Raw genomic sequence first — 15,870 nt, forward strand, 5'->3', positions numbered from 1 at the left:
TAACTTCGTGTGCCACCGTGCCCACTTCAACCCCGGACGGGCGCACGGGGCCTCCGCGAGAGCGCGGCGCGCTCGTCTGTCGGTCCGCGGCCGGGTGGGTCCTGGGGCAAGTGCCCCCGCGCCTGGTCCTGTTCAGGACGGCGCGGGGGGGGGCGGCTCAGCGGGTCAGTTGTCGCCCGTGCGTTCGCCGAGGGTGACCGTGGTGGTCGCCTCCTTGCCGCCGCGCTCGTAGGTCAGCTTGATCGAGTCGCCCGACTTGTGGGTCCAGATCTCGCTGATCAGCGTCGGGCCGCTGTCGATCTGGCGGTCGCCGAAGCCCGTGATCACATCGCCGGGCTTCAGGCCCGCCTGCGCCGCCGGACCGTTCGGGACGACGGCCGGCGTACCGCCCGCGCCCTCGTCGGCGATCGTGGCGCCCTCGCCCTTCTCGGTCATGTTCACCGTCGCGCCGATCACCGGGTAGACCGGCTTGCCCGTCTTGATCAGCTGCTCGGCCACGTTCTTGGCCTGGTTGACCGGGATGGCGAAGCCGAGGCCGATCGAGCCCGCCTGTGTCTGGCCGAGGCCGTTGCCGGTCGACTGGATCGCCGAGTTGATGCCGATCACCGAGCCGTTCGCGTCCAGCAGCGGGCCGCCGGAATTGCCCGGGTTGATCGAGGCGTCCGTCTGCAGGGCGCTCATGTACGAATTGCCGCCGCCCGAACCGTCGCCCGAGGCCACCGGGCGGTTCTTGGCGCTGATGATGCCCGTCGTCACCGTGTTCGACAGGCCGAAGGGCGCGCCGATCGCGATCGTCGAGTCGCCCACCGCGACCTTGTCGGAGTCGCCGAGCGCGAGCGGAGTCAGCCCCTCCGGCGCCTTCTTCAGCTTCAGGACGGCCACGTCGTAGCCCTCCGCGCGGCCCACGACCTCCGCGTCGTACGTCTTGCCGTTCGAGAAGGTCGCCGAGAGCGTGCCGCCCTCCGCCGCCGACGCCACCACGTGGTTGTTGGTGACGATGTGGCCTTCCTTGTCGTAGACGAAGCCGGTGCCCGTACCGCCCGCGCCCTCGCTCTCACCGCCGGCGCCGCCGGACTTCGCCTGGATGGTGACGACGCTCGGCAGCGCCTTGCCCGCCACCGCCGCGACCGTGCCCGGGTCGCGCTTGAAGGACGCCGGGGAGTCGCCCGCGGCGACCGTCGTCGAGCTGATCGACTCGTCGCCGCGCTCGGCAGCCCAGTAGCCGATGCCGCCGCCGACGCCACCGGCCGCCAGCGCCGCGACGAGGACCGCCGCGACCAGGCCGCCGGTCCGCTTGCGCGGAGCCTGCGGCACGGGCGGGACGGGCGCGCCCCAGGCCGGCACGGCCGGCGGAGGCGGCGGCCAGCCACCGGCCCCGGCCGCGGGGGCGGCCTGGGCGGGGGCATGGGCAGGGGCCTGGACATGCGCGTGCGCCTGGGTCTGGGCCTCGGGGTGCACAGGCGGCTGGGGCTGGGTGTGCGCCTGGGTGTCCGCCGCGCTCTGGGCACTCTCCGCCGCCGGCTCGGGGGCGGCGGGCGGGGCGACGGGGGGCATGGGAGGGGCGGGAGGGGCGGGAGGGGCGGACGGGGCACTCGGGTCCGCCGGAACCTCGGTGCCCTCGTTCTCGGTGCTCACAGCTCTCTCCTCGTTCACTGCACGGGTGGATGCCATCTCTAGGGTGCTGCGAACAGCTTTTCCCACAGGCCGTCAGGCCACTGTAAGACGGAGCTGTGCATCCGCACCCCATTCTTTATATACGGACAGAACGGACGCGGTCCGATACGTCCGCCCCGCCAATGGCACCATGACGCGGTGACCCACGCACGGCAGCACCCCCGGCCGCACCCGAACCCCGCCCCCGTCCAGGTGGTGGCGCACCGCGGAGCCTCCGAAGACGCCCCGGAGCACACCCTCGCCGCCTACGTGAAGGCCATCGAGGACGGCGCCGACGCCCTCGAGTGCGACGTCCGGCTCACCGCCGACGGCCACCTCGTCTGCGTCCACGACCGCCGCGTCGACCGCACCTCCAACGGCCGCGGCGCCGTCTCCGCCCTGGAGCTCGCCGACCTCGCCGCCCTGGACTTCGGCACCTGGAGAGGCCGGGACGAGGCGGGCGAGAGCCCGGACTGGAAGGACTCCGGACTCACCTCCGTACTCACCCTCGAACGCCTCCTGGAGCTCGTCTCCGACGCCGGGCGCCGCGTCGAGCTGGCCATCGAGACCAAGCACCCCACCCGCTGGGCCGGCCAGGTCGAGGAGCGGCTGCTCCACCTGCTCAAGCGCTTCGGCCTCGCGGAGCCGGAGGCCCCCGAGGACTCTCCCGTACGGGTCATGAGCTTCTCGGCGCGCTCGCTCTCGCGGATCGCGACCGCCGCGCCGACCCTGCCCACCGTCTCCCTGGCACAGTTCGTCACCCCCCGGCTGCGGGACGGAAGGCTGCCCGCCGGCGCGCGGATCGCCGGACCGTCGATCCGGATCGTCCGCCACCACCCCGCCGTGATCCTTCGCCTCCAGAAGGCCGGTCACCAGGTCCATGTATGGACGGTGGACGAACCGGAGGACGTCGAACTCTGCGAGCGGCTCGGCGTGGACGCGATCATCACCAACCGACCCAAGCAGGTGCTGTCCCAGTTGGGCCGCCTTTGATTCCATATGCCTCCCCACGCGTTTCCTCCTTTCCCACCCGTCACACGGTTAACAGGGAGTGCACCGGCGCGTTCGGTCCGTACTCGATCGTCACGAGTGCGTCACCGCGCGCTCATGAGGCGGTTTCCGGTCCAGGCCAGCGGGGCATCCACACCGTGGCGTGGGGCAAAGGAGGTCTCGGGGGTGGCGTTTGTGGTGGCACAGGAGGTGCCCACGTCGTCGAGCATGGCCGTACCCCATGGCCCTGCGGGCGTGGGTGAGGCGAGACACCGTATGCGGGAGCAGTTGAGCCGCAGCGGGATGTCCGAATCGGTCGTCGACGATGCGGTACTGATCCTTTCCGAGCTGCTCAGCAATGCCTGCCGGCACGGCAGGCCGCTGGGGCGGGCGGAGGTGGGCGACGGGGACGTCCGTGCGGCCTGGCGCGTCGATCCGTCGGGTGGTCTGACGGTCGAGGTGACGGACGGCGGTGGTCCGACACGGCCTGTTCCGTCGACGCCCTCGGTCACCGCGCGCGGCGGCCGCGGGCTGAACATCATCAGTGCGCTGGCCCAGGACTGGGGCGTACGGGACAACGCGGCCGGCGAGGTGACGGTCTGGGTGGTCGTGACCGAGGGCCATCGCCGCGAGGACTTCGCAGCGCGGGTCGGCGGCGGCCAGGGCTTCGAGTTCCTGGACGCTTACGACGACCTGGACTGACCCGGTCCCCGGCGGCACCGACCGCGCCCCGGGCGAGCCACACGCGGACCCCGCGCCGTGAACGTGTCCGCCTGAGGCCCTCGGTGCTTCCGTACGGCTAGGCTCGCCCGACACAGAGCCGTGCACCGAGCGCGGCCTGCACCACACGCACTGCCGCTATCGGGAGAAGCCACACCATGGCCAAGAAGCGCCCCCAGACGAAGGCCGTCAAGGCACAGGTCACGAACGGGGAGATCCCGGTCGTCGGTGCGCGCGAGCCGTGCCCCTGCGGATCGGGCCGCCGCTACAAGGCGTGTCACGGCCGGGCCGCCGCGCACGCCGTGACCGAGCTGGTCCAGCGCCCCTTCGAGGGGCTGCCCGGCGAGTGCGACTGGGTCGCGCTGCGCGAGCTGGTGCCCGCCGCCACCGTTCCGCTCACCCTCAAGGACGGGCTGCCCGAGGGCGTGCCGTCCGTGACGCTCGCGACCGTACTGCCCATGGCCTGGCCCGCGCTCCGCCGTGACGACGGCTCGGTGCTCCTCGCCCTGCAGAACGACTCCTCCTCCGGCGACCTCGCCCGCGATCTCGCCGACACCCTCCAGCGCGCCCTGGAGACCGAGCCGGGCACGCCGGTCTCCGGCCGTCGCGTTCCGGCCGAGGGCCCGCGTCTGCAGGATCTGCTCGACCCGAACGGCGATTTCGCGCCGGTCGTGCACACGGGCTTCGAATTCTGGGTTCCGGAGTCCTCCTCCGAGAACTCCAACCCCGAGGTCAGCGCCTCCCTGGAGCGCGCCAACGCCGCCGCCATCCCGACCGTCAAGCTCACCGGCGTGGACGCGGCGTACTGGTGCGAGACCCCGGAGAAGAACCACCTGCGCTGGGTCATGCCGCACCCCGAGGAGAAGCTCCTCGACGCGCTCGCCCGGCTGCACGCCGCCGGTACGTCCTCCCTCGGCGACGACACCCGTCTCGTCGGCTCCTTCCGGGCCCACGGCCTGATGGTCCCGGTCTGGGACCTGCCGACCGCGATGCGCGCCGAGGACTGCGAGAAGCCGGCCGCCGAGTTCGCCGAGCGGCTCGCGGCGGCGCTCGCCACCGACGCCCCGCTCACCCCGGAGGAGCGTCGCGCCCGCGGCGGGCTCACCAACCGTCAGGTCACTCTGAGCTGACACCCCTGGTGTCTGTGGTGACGGTGGGGACTGACAGACCAACCAGTCGGTGACATCCGCCACAACTCCTCGTGCGGCCAGGTAAATCCCTGTCCGAATAACCGAGATCGAATTTGCGAACCGCAGATCTCTTGTTACCGTTCTAGAAGCCCGGTCGCTGGTGCATCCCCCGTCGCCAGCGATCGGGTCTTCTCATGCCCGGACGGATCCCGTCCCGAGGCTCAACTGCCGCCCGTCGCGGCCATGTTGCTCCCCGCTCGCAGCAGCAGCGGCGTACTTCCGCCCTCTCCCGAACCGGCGAATTCCGCCACGGCCGAATATGCGGAAGCGGCGCCCCGTGAGGGCTCGCGCGGCGTCTCGCACGCCCCCGGTTCATCCTGTGCCGGAACAGCGCAACGCACTTGTACGGTCCGCCCCCCGGGGCCCATAAGGGTGAGCAGAGAGTCGAGCTGCTGGCCGCCCGCGTTGCGGTAGTACGTACGCGCCCAGGTGTCGGGTCCCTCCGTCAGCACGCACGTCTGCGCCTCGATCCCGTCGGGGGACGTCAGATCGGGACCGCAGTGCGAGGCGCGGCCGGGAACGTCCGACGGGGCCCGCGCGGCCGAGGGGGAGGAGGGCTCGGGCGGCGCGGGGGCCGGAGGGGCCTCCTGTGCGCCGAGGCCGAGCCCCGGCAGCAGTCCGTCGTCGGCCCGCCGTCCGGCCTCCTCCGCGCGCGGCTTGGCGTCACCGTCCGGGCCAGGGCCGACGGCCTCGCCGGCGAGGGCGACCAGCGGCAGGAGCGTGGCACACACCACGACGGCCCCGAGCCCGATCATGCGGAGATTCATGGGACCCACCTGCCCGGCTGGCTGCGACGTGTGAAGGGCGTGTACTGCGTGCACTGCGTGTACTGCGTGGAGGAACGCGCGCTACGTGATCAACGTGAGCGGTGGGCCGAAGATATCGGCGGATCGGTGGCGCACAGCGCGCCGCGCGCCCATTTCCGGTACAAGTCGGGCGGCCTCACACCCGTACGGGTGAGGCAGACCCGCGAGCACGCGCATCCGGCCCCCGCGCCGCGCCCCTCGGGGTCGGTACGCGCCCGTCACCTCGGGGTCGGTGCGCGCCCGTCACCTCGGGGTCGGTGCGCTCCCGTCACCCGCCCGGTCACCCGCACCGTCACGTGCCCGGCGTCAGTACGCGAGCCTGCTGCCGCCGCCCGGCGCTCCGGTGCTCGCCTCGACCAGCGCGTCCACGACCGCCTCCACGTCCGGCAGCCAGGGCCGGGCCGAACCCTCCAGCGGCGCACGCTCCCAGCGCACCTGTCCCGTCCCGGCGACCGACGGCGGCAGCATCAGGTAGCCGCCCTCGCCGTGGAACCTCAGCGAACTGGGCACGCTGTCCTTCGCGTAGAGGAGTTCGCCGAGCTGTTCCAGGCCGTACGGGGCGACCAGCAGCGACCAGCGCGTGGGCGTCGCCACCACCGGTCCGAGCCGCATGCCCATCGCGTCGAGCTCGACCAGGGCACGCGCTCCCGCGACGGCCGGCAGGCTCACCGCGCACGGCGCGGCGCCACCCGTGGCCAGGACCACCGGGGCGTCCGGGCGCCGGGTCCACCACCAGCGGATCATGCGCTCGTCGGTGGTCGCCGCGAGCAGTCCGGGGTCGAAGGGGTGCGCGCCTGGGACGACACACTCCGGGTCGGGACAGGCGCAGCCTGGCCCTCTGGACGTACGGGTCGTCGCCTTCAGCCCCACACCGGGCAGTACGGGCCAGCCCCACTCGCCGGCGCAGACGAGCGCCGCGTCGAGCTGGACGGTCCTTTCCCTGCGCCGGAACCGGAACCTGCGTCGCCTTCCGAGGATCTCGCGCATGAGCGCTCGTTCCTTTCCGTTGAACGCCGAATCCACATCACACCATGTGCAGATCACTTCACTGTGCGTATCAGCGCGTACAAGGTCGGCGGTTCACCGCCCCGTGGTGGGGCGGGAGGGGCCGAGCTGAGGCTCGTCGTCCATCGAAGGGGCGCGGCCTGCGGCGGTGAGGACGCCCAGGCACCCTGCCAGGTTCCGGGGCGGTTCCAACTGCCCCTGGCCATCACCGATTACGTACCCGTCACGTTCAAATCAACGCGCTTTCAAACGACGCCAGTCGACCGCAAAAGGTGCGCCGAGGGGGCAATTTTCAGCCAACTTGGCCTGCACTTCAACCCCTCTGCCAAACCTCACGGACACCACAAGTCCCGTGGGGACAATGCTGGACATCGCTCCTCTTGTGCGTGTACATGTGGATGCATTGCTAGCGGCGCAGATTGACATGGGGGTTTGCGATGCTATTGAGCGAAACGCACCCGTCGGAAAGCCGTCCGACATGAGCGCCCCGCACCTGCCGAAAGTGGCTGGAATCGATTCCACGGTTCCCTCGCCCGCGCACACTACCGCGCCCGTTCCGCCCGTACACCCGTCCGCGTCGGCCCTCCCCGCCATCCCCGACGCGATGATCCAGGACCGGCTGGCCGGCTGGGTCTCCGACCTCACCACCCTCCACGAACTCACCGAACGCCTGATCAAGACCGGTTCCCTGGACGAAGCGCTGCGCGAGGTGCTGCGCGCCGGAGCCGCCCTCGTCGGCGCCCGTCGCGGCATGGCCGTCCTCGAACCGGGCGACGGTCTCGGCCCCACCTCCACCATCGGACTCGGACTCGCCCACGCCGACCTCGGCACCATCGAGACCGTGCCGCGCAGTGCCACCTCGTACGGCCGCATCCTCGACGGCCTCCCCGAACCGGCCCCGGCCCCCACCCGGGCCGCCACGGACCCGGCCGGCGTGCCCGGCGCCCCCGGCTTCCCGGACCCCACCGCCGTCCCGGGCTTCCCCGAACCCACCGGCGTCCCCGGCTTCCCCGATCCGATCGCCGTCCCCGACCTGCTCGGGGAGGCGGAGCTCGACCCCCGCCACCGCGAGGTCGCCGCCCGGCTCGGCTACGCCGCCAGCTACGCCCTCCCCCTCGCCACCGAGGCCGCCGGGAAGCTCGGCGCCGTCGTCTGGCTCTACGACGAACCCGCCGAACCGACCGAGCGCCGGCGCCACCTCGTCGGTCTCTACAGCCGCCACGCCACCGAGCACCTCGCCCGCCTCCTGGAGCTGGAGCGGGCCCGCGCCCAGGTCGCCACCGTCGCCGAGGAGTTGCTGCCCAGCCGCCTCCCCCGGGTCCCCGGCGTCCAGCTCGCCGTCCGCCACCGCACCGGCCCCCAGGGCGGCGGCGACTGGTACGACGCGCTGCCCCTGCCCGAGGGCGCCCTCGGCCTCGCCGTCGGCTCCGTCTCCGGGACCGGTCCCAGCGCGCTCGCCGCCATGGGCCGGCTGCGCGCCTCCCTGCGGGCGTACGCGGTCATGGAGGGCGAGGACCCCGTCGCCGTCCTCTCCGATCTGGAGCTTCTGCTCCGCCTCACCGAGCCCGCCCGCTCGGCCACCGCGCTCTTCGCCTACTCGGAGCCGCAGGAGCGCAGACTCGTCCTCGCCGGGGCCGGACACACCCCGCCGCTGATCATCGGCGACCACCGCACCGAGTTCGTCGAGACCTCGCTGTCGGCGCCGCTGGGGATGCTCGCCTGCTGGGAGGCGCCGAGCATCGAGATCGCCCCCGCCCCTGGAGAAACGGTGCTGCTCTACACCGACGGGCTGCTCCGCAGGACCGGCGACCCCATGGACCGGGCCTTCGCACGTCTGCACGCGGCCGCCGCGAGCGTCCCGAAGGCGGACCGTACGGATCCCGGGGCCATCGCCGACCACGTCCTGCGGACGCTGCTGCCCGAAGGGCTCGACCACGGCGTCGACGGAGCGGACGTCGTCCTGCTCGCGGCCCGCTTCGAATGAGCGGCCCGCGCTCGGCCGGCTTCGAATGAGCGCCGCGTAGCCCGCAGGTGACTCAGCGGTAATGGGTCTTCCGGCCCTGGGCCCCCTTCCGTACGACCGTACGATGGAGGGGGTTCAGTGTCGTACCAAAGGAGACCCCCGTGGCAGACGAGCTCACCCCGGAAACCCCGGACGAGACCGAAGAGCCGATCAAGCAGCGCAAGAACGGCCTGTACCAGGGCGTATCCGACGAGCTCGCCGAGAACATGAAGTCCGGCTGGGCCGACACCGAGCTGCACGGCCTGGAGCCGATCGCCCAGGCGGGGCACACGGCCGACCGCCGCGCCGCGCTCTCCGCGCGCTTCCCGGGCGAGCGGCTCGTCATCCCCGCGGGCAACCTGAAGACGCGCTCGAACGACACCGAGTACAGCTTCCGCGCGTCGACCGAGTACGCCTACCTCACCGGCGACCAGACGCAGGACGGCGTCCTCGTCCTGGAGCCCACGAAGAACGGCCACAAGGCCACCGTCTACCTGCTGCCGCGCTCCGACCGCGAGAACGGCGAGTTCTGGCTCGACGGCCAGGGCGAGCTCTGGGTCGGCCGCCGCCACTCCCTGACCGAGGCCGAGAAGCTCCTCGGCATCCCGGCCAAGGACGTCCGCGAGCTGGCCGCCGCGCTCAAGGAGGCCACCGGGCCGGTCCGCGCCGTCCGCGGCCACGACGCCGGCATCGAGGCCGCGCTGACCGACAAGGTCACCGCCGAGCGCGACGAGGAGCTGCGCGTCTTCCTCTCGGAGGCCCGTCTCGTCAAGGACGCCTTCGAGATCGCCGAGCTCCAGAAGGCCTGCGACGCCACCGCGCGCGGCTTCGAGGACGTCGTCAAGGTCCTCGACAAGGCCGAGGCCACCAGCGAGCGCTACATCGAAGGCACCTTCTTCCTGCGCGCCCGCGTCGAGGGCAACGACGTCGGCTACGGCTCCATCTGCGCCGCCGGCCCGCACGCCACCACCCTCCACTGGGTCCGCAACGACGGCGCCGTCCGCTCCGGCGAGCTGCTGCTCCTCGACGCCGGCGTCGAGACGGTCGAGCTCTACACCGCGGACGTGACCCGCACCCTGCCGATCAACGGCCGGTACAGCGAGCTCCAGCGCAAGATCTACGACGCCGTGTACGAGGCGCAGGAGGCGGGCATCGCCGCGGTGAAGCCCGGCGCCGCCTACCGCGACTTCCACGACGCCGCCCAGCGCGTGCTCGCCGAGAAGCTGGTCGAGTGGGGCCTGGTCGAGGGTCCCGTCGACCGTGTCCTGGAGCTGGGTCTCCAGCGCCGCTGGACGCTGCACGGCACCGGACACATGCTCGGCATGGACGTCCACGACTGCGCCGCCGCGCGCACGGAGGCGTACGTCGACACCACCCTGGAGCCGGGCATGTGCCTGACCGTCGAGCCCGGGCTCTACTTCCAGGCCGACGACCTGACCGTGCCGGAGGAGTACCGGGGCATCGGCGTCCGGATCGAGGACGACATCCTCGTCACGGAGAACGGCAACCGGAACCTCTCCGCCTCGCTGCCGCGCCAGGCCGACGAGGTCGAGGCGTGGATGGCCGGCCTGAAGGCCTGACCCGCCGCACGACGAAGGCTCCCGCGGACCGTCACGGTCGGCGGGGGCCTTTTCGTACACCGTGTCAGGTCACACCAGGCGGGGTCAGGTCAGCGCGAGCGGCGCGTCCGTCCGCCACTTCACGATCTTGTCGAAGCTGACCAGCGCCCCGCCCCGGCCCGTGCGGCCGAAGTGGACGTGGTCCGCCAGCTCCTCGATCAGCCGCAGACCCCGCCCGTTCTCGGCATCCGCGGCGGCGGAGGCCACCGGGAACCCGGCCGCGGAGAAACCCGGCCCCGAGTCGGCCACCTCGATACGGCAGGTCTCGCCGTCCAGATAGGCCGTGACCCGGTACTCCTCCGAGGACGGGCCGGAACCGGAGTCCCCGCCGTGCTCCACGGCGTTGGCGCACGCCTCGGTCAGCGCGACCGACAGTTCGTAGGAGACGTCGGGGTCGACCCCGGCCGTCTCCATCGTGCCGAGCAACAGCCGCCGGGCGAGCGGGACGCTCGCGGCCTCGCGCCTCAGATGGAGGGACCACCAGATGCTCATGCTTCAGCCTCCTGGCTGCGGCTCGACATGCTGCGGCGCGACATACCGTTACCTATTGCCGCCCTAAGGGGTCCGTAAGCCCCTCGCAACCACAACAGCCCTCGTTCGGCGGATGTGGACGCGCCGTGCGGCGGTGTATGCCCGTCCAGAGCCCCGCCAAAGGCCCGCCCAAGCCCGCCAAAGGCCCCGCCCAAAGCCCCGCCCAAGGCGCACCCGAGCCTCACTCGAGCCGCGCCCGAGGCCCACCCGAGGTACGACCCGGCACCCCGTCCGAAGTCGGCCCGAAGGCACCAAAGGTGATCTTCCGGACCTGCCTCATGTGAGCCATGGGGCTGGTGCGATGATGGGCCCGCCATGTCTGCCCCCGCGCTCGCGCCACGCATGCTGAGGGCCGCGGTCTTCACCGCGGTCTGCGTCGTGCTGTCCGGGCTCGGGCACGCCCTCGCCGCGTGCGCGGGCATCGCCCTGTGGGCAGTGGCCGTCGGCTTCCTGGTGATCTTCGGCGTCACCGTGCTGTTCGCCGGGCGGGAGCGTTCGCTGCCCGCCATCGTCACCGCGCTGGCCGGCGGACAGCTCGGCCTGCACGTCCTGTTCGGGCTCGGACAGCGGCCGCTCGCGGCCGGCTCCCTCGGCCCGGTCACCGAGGACGCGCTGATCCGGATGGCCGCCAAGATCGTCTGCGGCGGCGGGGCGACGTCCCTGAGCGCCGCCGACGCCACCCGCATCATCAGCGACGCCGGCCTCGACCCGGCCGACGCCGCCACCGCGCACGCGGCCCACGGCCCCCACCTGGCGACCGGCGCGGCCGGAGCGGCCGGCGTCGACCTCCTGCCCGACCTGCCGATGGTGCTCGGCCACCTCCTGGCCGCACTCGCCACCGGCTGGCTCCTGCGCCACGGCGACCTCGCCCTCGGCCGGCTCGTCCGGCTCTCCACCCACGGCGCGACCGAGCTCGCCGAATGCGCCCTCGTCCGCTCCCTGCGCGTCGCGCTGACTCTCGTACGGGCCCTGCTCGCCGGCCTCCCCGGGCTTCCGGCCGCCGGTTCGCTCCGCGCCGCCCGTACCGCGGACGACACCTCGCCGCCCACCGGCGCCGAGGCACTCCAGTACACGGTCGTCCGGCGCGGCCCCCCGGCCGCCGACTGCGTCCTCGCAGCCTGACGCGGACCGCTCGACACGGAGCGGACCCGCGGCCCTTCGTACGCCCGCACCACCCGGAGCACACCCTTCCGGCCGTCGGCGTGCCGGAACCCCGACCCTTCTTACGAGCTGGAGTGTCCTGAACCATGAACGTTTCCCGTATCGCCCTCACCGGTGGCATCGCCCTCTCCTCCGTCGTGCTGCTCTCCGGCACCGCCTTCGCGCACGTCGGCGTCCAGCCGCAGGGCGAGGCGGCCAAGGGCGGCTACGCGACGGTCAACGTCAAGGTCCCGAACGAGCGCGACAACGCCTCCACCATCAAGGTCGAGGTCAACTTCCCGGCCGACCACCCCCTCGCCTCGGTGATGCCGCAGCCCGTCCCGGGCTGGAAGCCCGAGGTCACCAAGTCCAAGCTCGCCAAGCCGCTCGAGCTGCACGGCAAGTCCATCAACGAGGCCGTCACCAAGGTCACCTGGACCGCCGAGGGCGGCGCGAAGATCGGCCCCGGCCAGTTCCAGCAGTTCCCGCTCTCGCTCGGCCAGCTGCCGGAGGACACGGACCAGCTCGTCATCAAGGCCATCCAGACGTACGACAACGGCGAGGTCGTCCGCTGGATCGAGGAGCCCAAGGACGGCGCCGAACTCCAGAACCCCGCGCCCGTGCTGAAGCTCTCCGCGGCGAGCGACGACCACCACGGCGGTGGCGCGAAGGCGGACGACAAGGCCGGCCACGACGACAAGGCCAAGGACGAGGCCAAGGGCGACAAGGCCCACACCGAGAGCGCCGCCGACTCCGGCAGCAGCGACACCACGGCCCGTGTCCTCGGCGTCGTCGGCATCCTCGTCGGCGTCGCGGGCGTCGCCTTCGGCCTGCTCGCCGGCCGCCGCCGCTCGGCCTGAACCGAAGAGAACCACGAGAGAACGAGTTCCATGTCCGTCCAGAAGACGAACGATCCCAGCACCGACGCGCGGCCCCGGCCCAGCCGCCGCGCACCCCTGATCGTCGCCGCCTCCGCGATCGTCGCCGCCCTCGCGGTGACGGTCGCGGTCGGCCTCGGCGGCGGAGACGACAAGACCCCCGGCTCCGGCAGCGGAACGGTCGCCGAGGTCTCCGGCGGCAGCGACAACGCCAAGGCGGCGACCGTCCTCGACCGCCCCTTCACCAAGCCCGACCTCGTCCTCACGGACACCAAGGGCAAGCCGTTCGACCTCCGCGCACAGACCAAGGGCAAGCCGACGCTGATCTACTTCGGCTACACGCACTGCCCCGACGTCTGCCCGCTGACGATGAGCAACATCGCCATCGCCAAGAAGCAGCTCCCCAAGGCCGACCAGGACAAGCTCCAGGTCGTGTTCGTCACCACCGACCCCGAGCGGGACACTCCGGCCGAGCTCGGCAAGTGGCTGCCCGCCGCCGGCGACCCGTCCTTCGTCGGGCTCACCGGCGACTTCACCACGATCCAGGCGGGCGCCCGCCAGATCGGCATCGGCATCGACCCGCCGAAGAAGGAGAAGGACGGCTCGGTCGTCTCCATGCACGGCGCCCAGGTGATCGCCTTCTCGCCCACGACCGACCAGGGCTACGTCCTGTACGGCGAGGACACGAGGGTCGAGGACTACGCCGAGGACCTGCCGAAGCTCATCAAGGGGGAGAACCCGTGAACCGCCGCACCACCACCCTGATCGCCGCCCTCGCCCTCACCTCCGGGCTGGCGCTGACGGGGTGCTCGACCGACAGTTCCGCCGGGGCCGCCGGAGCCGACGGCAAGCCAGAACTGAAGGTCAGCGGCGCGTTCATGCCGCAGCCGGTGATGGACATGGCCGGCGGCTTCCTGACCATCGAGAACGACGGCGGCGCCGCGGACAAGCTGACCTCCGTCACGAGCCCGATCTCGGACGACGTCCAGATCCACGAGACGAAGAACCAGAAGATGCAGCAGGTGAAGTCCTTCGACATCCCTGCGAACGGCGAGCTGAAGCTCGAACGTGGTGGCAGCCACATCATGTTCATGGCGCTGAAGACCAAGCCCAAGCAGGGCGAGAAGGTCAGCATCGAGCTGCACTTCGAGAAGTCCGACCCCATCAAGGTCGACCTTCCCGTCGAGGCCGCCACCCACAACCCGAAGCAGCACTGAGCTACTTGAGGGACTGACAACACACATGCCCACCACCACCGCCCCGCGCCTCGGAACCGCCCTGGTTCGGCTGCTGCTCGTCGCGGCCACGCTTCTCGGCACCCTGCTCGCCGCAGCGGCGCCCGCGTCCGCGCATGCCGCGCTCACCGGCAGCGACCCGCAGGACGGGGCGGTGGTCGCCACCGCCCCCAAGGACGTCAACCTCACCTTCTCCGAGCAGGTCGCCATGAGCGACGACTCGATCCGGGTCCTCGACCCGTCGGGGAAGCGCGTGGACACCTCCGAGATACGCGACCTGTGCAGCGGCTCGATCGTCAGATACGGGGTCGGACTCCGCGCCGGGCTGCCCGAGGGCACGTACACCGTCGCCTGGCAGACCGTCTCCGCCGACAGCCACCCCATCGCGGGCGCCTTCACTTTCTCCATCGGCGCCCCCTCCCAGACTTCCGTCGCACTCCCCGACCAGGAGGTGGGCGGCGGACTCGTCGGCGCGCTCTACGGCATCGCCCGCTACCTCTCGTACGCCGGTTTCGTCGTCCTCGTCGGCGGCGGCGCCTTCGTCCTGGCCTGCTGGCCGCGCGGCGCGAGCGTCCAGGCCCTCCAGCGGCTCGTCGTCAGGGGGTGGCTCACCCTCACCGCGGCCACCCTGGCCATGCTGCTGCTCCGCAACCCGTACACCGGCTCCGGCGAACTCGCCGACGTCTTCGACCTCGGCGGACTGGGCTCCGTCCTGGAGACGAAGACGGGCGCCTCGCTCATCTCCCGGCTGCTGCTGCTCGGCGCCGCCGCGCTCTTCATCGCCGTGCTCTTCGGGACGTACACCAAGCGGACCGACGAGAAGGAGAAGAAGGACCTCACCTTCGGGCTCGCGATCGGCGGCTCCGTGGTCGCCGCCGGAATCGCCGGCACCTGGGCTCTCGCCGAGCACGCCTCCACCGGCATCCAGCCGGCGATCGCGATGCCCGTCGACCTGCTGCACCTGCTCGCTGTGGCGTCCTGGCTCGGCGGGCTGACCGCCCTGCTCGTCGCGCTCTACCGGGCGCCCGGCATCGAGCGGGTGGCGGTGGAACGCTTCTCGAAGATCGCCTTCGGCTCGGTCGTCGTCCTCGCGGCCACCGGGCTCTACCAGTCGTGGCGTCAGGTCGGCTCCTGGTCCGCTCTGACGGGCACGTCCTACGGCCGGCTGCTCCTGGCCAAGATCGGGCTCGTGGCCGTCCTGGTCGGCATCGCCTGGGTGTCCCGACGCTGGACCCAGCGCCTCGGCGACCCGACGGTGTCCGAGGACTCGGAGGAGTCCGGGGAGCCCGGAGAGTCCAAGGCGTCCGGAGAGTCCGGGGAGCCCGAGGCGTCCGGAGAGTCCGGAGAGTCCAAGGCCGAGGCGTCCGAGGCGTCCGAGGCGTCCGAGGCCGAGGAAGCCCCCGGGGCGGAGGACGCCGACCGGCCCGAGGAAGCCACCGTGGCCGAGGCCGGCACGGAGCCGACCGCCGTCGGCGTGGCCGCTCAGGGAGCGAGCAGCCGGGAAGAAGAGGCCGTCGACCCCGAGCGGGCCGCCCAGCTCGCGCGGCAGCGCGCCGCCGTGGCCACCGCCCGCACGAAGCGGGACCGGGACGCCGACCCCGAGCGCACCGGCCTGCGACGCTCCGTCCTGACCGAAGCCGTCGTCGCCGTCGTCCTGCTCGCCGTGACGACCGTCCTGACCTCGACCGAACCCGGCCGCACCGAGGAGGAGGCGGGACGCTCGCAGTCCGCCGCCGGCTCGACCGCCGTCCCGGAACGGCCCGTCGACATCCGGCTGCCCTTCGACACCGGAGGCGCAGCGGGCAAGGGGACCGTACGGCTCAGCCTCGACCCCGGCCGGACCGGCGCCAACGTCCTGCACCTCTTCGTCGACGACCCCGACGGCCGCCCCCTGGACCTCCCCGAGATCAAGGTCGCCTTCACGCTGAAGGCGAAGGACGTCGGCCCGCTGCCCGTCGTACCCGAGCGGATCCAGGCCGGACACTGGAGCGCCAACGGAGTGCAGATCCCGATGGCCGGGGACTGGCAGATCCAGGTGACCGTCCGCACCTCCGACATCGACCAGACCACCATCGACAAGAACGTGAAGATCGGCTGACCG

At 72.1% G+C, this 15,870-nt stretch carries 14 protein-coding genes; 10 read left to right on the forward strand and 4 right to left on the reverse strand.

Translation table 11 applies throughout. From position 1 onward, the window contains the following. Positions 1-165: 165 nt before the first annotated feature. A complete protein-coding gene (locus ACF1G2_RS22645) occupies positions 166-1,635 on the reverse strand; it encodes a S1C family serine protease (protein WP_391799989.1) in 1,470 nt (489 codons plus the stop codon). A gap of 177 nt (positions 1,636-1,812) precedes the next feature. On the opposite strand from ACF1G2_RS22645, the gene ACF1G2_RS22650 reads away from it, so the two are divergent. The 3 genes from ACF1G2_RS22650 to ACF1G2_RS22660 all read left to right on the forward strand — a co-directional run bounded on the left by ACF1G2_RS22650 (position 1,813) and on the right by ACF1G2_RS22660 (position 4,493). Next, positions 1,813-2,646, forward strand: a complete 834-nt coding sequence (locus tag ACF1G2_RS22650; RefSeq protein ID WP_383227473.1) for a glycerophosphodiester phosphodiesterase — start codon at positions 1,813-1,815, stop codon at positions 2,644-2,646. 96 nt (positions 2,647-2,742) lie between these two features. After that, positions 2,743-3,345 carry an ATP-binding protein gene (locus ACF1G2_RS22655; RefSeq protein ID WP_391799990.1) on the forward strand — a complete coding sequence of 201 codons (603 nt, stop codon included), beginning with the start codon at positions 2,743-2,745 and terminating at the stop codon, positions 3,343-3,345. Positions 3,346-3,521: 176 nt separating this feature from the next. Then, positions 3,522-4,493 (forward strand): DUF5926 family protein, encoded by a 972-nt coding sequence (locus tag ACF1G2_RS22660; protein WP_391799991.1) that lies wholly within the window; start codon positions 3,522-3,524, stop codon positions 4,491-4,493. A 221-nt stretch (positions 4,494-4,714) separates the two neighbouring features. Here ACF1G2_RS22660 and ACF1G2_RS22665 read toward each other — a convergent pair whose 3' ends face one another. Together ACF1G2_RS22665 and ACF1G2_RS22670 are read right to left on the reverse strand one after the other, a co-directional pair. After that, positions 4,715-5,320 carry a hypothetical protein gene (locus ACF1G2_RS22665; protein WP_391799992.1) on the reverse strand — a complete coding sequence of 202 codons (606 nt, stop codon included), beginning with the start codon at positions 5,318-5,320 and terminating at the stop codon, positions 4,715-4,717. Between the two features lie 345 nt (positions 5,321-5,665). Beyond that, positions 5,666-6,346 (reverse strand): bifunctional DNA primase/polymerase, encoded by a 681-nt coding sequence (locus tag ACF1G2_RS22670; protein WP_391799993.1) that lies wholly within the window; start codon positions 6,344-6,346, stop codon positions 5,666-5,668. 379 nt (positions 6,347-6,725) lie between these two features. Between ACF1G2_RS22670 and ACF1G2_RS22675 the strand changes: the two genes are divergently transcribed. Further along, positions 6,726-8,348, forward strand: coding sequence for a PP2C family protein-serine/threonine phosphatase (locus ACF1G2_RS22675; RefSeq protein WP_391799994.1), 1,623 nt, complete (start codon positions 6,726-6,728; stop codon positions 8,346-8,348). Between the two features lie 140 nt (positions 8,349-8,488). Then, positions 8,489-9,946: an aminopeptidase P family protein gene (locus ACF1G2_RS22680; protein WP_391799995.1), complete on the forward strand. Its 1,458-nt coding sequence runs from the start codon at positions 8,489-8,491 to the stop codon at positions 9,944-9,946. An 84-nt stretch (positions 9,947-10,030) separates the two neighbouring features. Here ACF1G2_RS22680 and ACF1G2_RS22685 read toward each other — a convergent pair whose 3' ends face one another. Continuing rightward, complete coding sequence (locus ACF1G2_RS22685) at positions 10,031-10,477, reverse strand: ATP-binding protein (protein WP_391799996.1); 447 nt, start codon at positions 10,475-10,477, stop codon at positions 10,031-10,033. 354 nt (positions 10,478-10,831) lie between these two features. On the opposite strand from ACF1G2_RS22685, the gene ACF1G2_RS22690 reads away from it, so the two are divergent. From ACF1G2_RS22690 to ACF1G2_RS22710, 5 genes are all read left to right on the forward strand, one after another. Further along, complete coding sequence (locus tag ACF1G2_RS22690) at positions 10,832-11,638, forward strand: hypothetical protein (protein WP_391799997.1); 807 nt, start codon at positions 10,832-10,834, stop codon at positions 11,636-11,638. A 125-nt stretch (positions 11,639-11,763) separates the two neighbouring features. Beyond that, complete coding sequence (locus tag ACF1G2_RS22695) at positions 11,764-12,516, forward strand: YcnI family protein (protein ID WP_391799998.1); 753 nt, start codon at positions 11,764-11,766, stop codon at positions 12,514-12,516. Between the two features lie 30 nt (positions 12,517-12,546). Beyond that, complete coding sequence (locus tag ACF1G2_RS22700) at positions 12,547-13,278, forward strand: SCO family protein (RefSeq protein WP_391799999.1); 732 nt, start codon at positions 12,547-12,549, stop codon at positions 13,276-13,278. Continuing rightward, on the forward strand, positions 13,275-13,751 hold the full coding sequence (locus tag ACF1G2_RS22705; RefSeq protein WP_391800000.1) for a copper chaperone PCu(A)C: 477 nt from the start codon (positions 13,275-13,277) through the stop codon (positions 13,749-13,751). The genes ACF1G2_RS22700 and ACF1G2_RS22705 overlap by 4 nt, the downstream gene beginning before the upstream one ends. 25 nt (positions 13,752-13,776) lie before the next feature. After that, on the forward strand, positions 13,777-15,867 hold the full coding sequence (locus ACF1G2_RS22710) for a copper resistance protein CopC (protein WP_391800001.1): 2,091 nt from the start codon (positions 13,777-13,779) through the stop codon (positions 15,865-15,867). The last annotated feature ends 3 nt before the right edge of the window (positions 15,868-15,870 follow it).

It is taken from the genome of Streptomyces sp. NPDC013457 (assembly GCF_043089925.1).
Classification (GTDB): Bacteria; Actinomycetota; Actinomycetes; order Streptomycetales; family Streptomycetaceae; genus Streptomyces.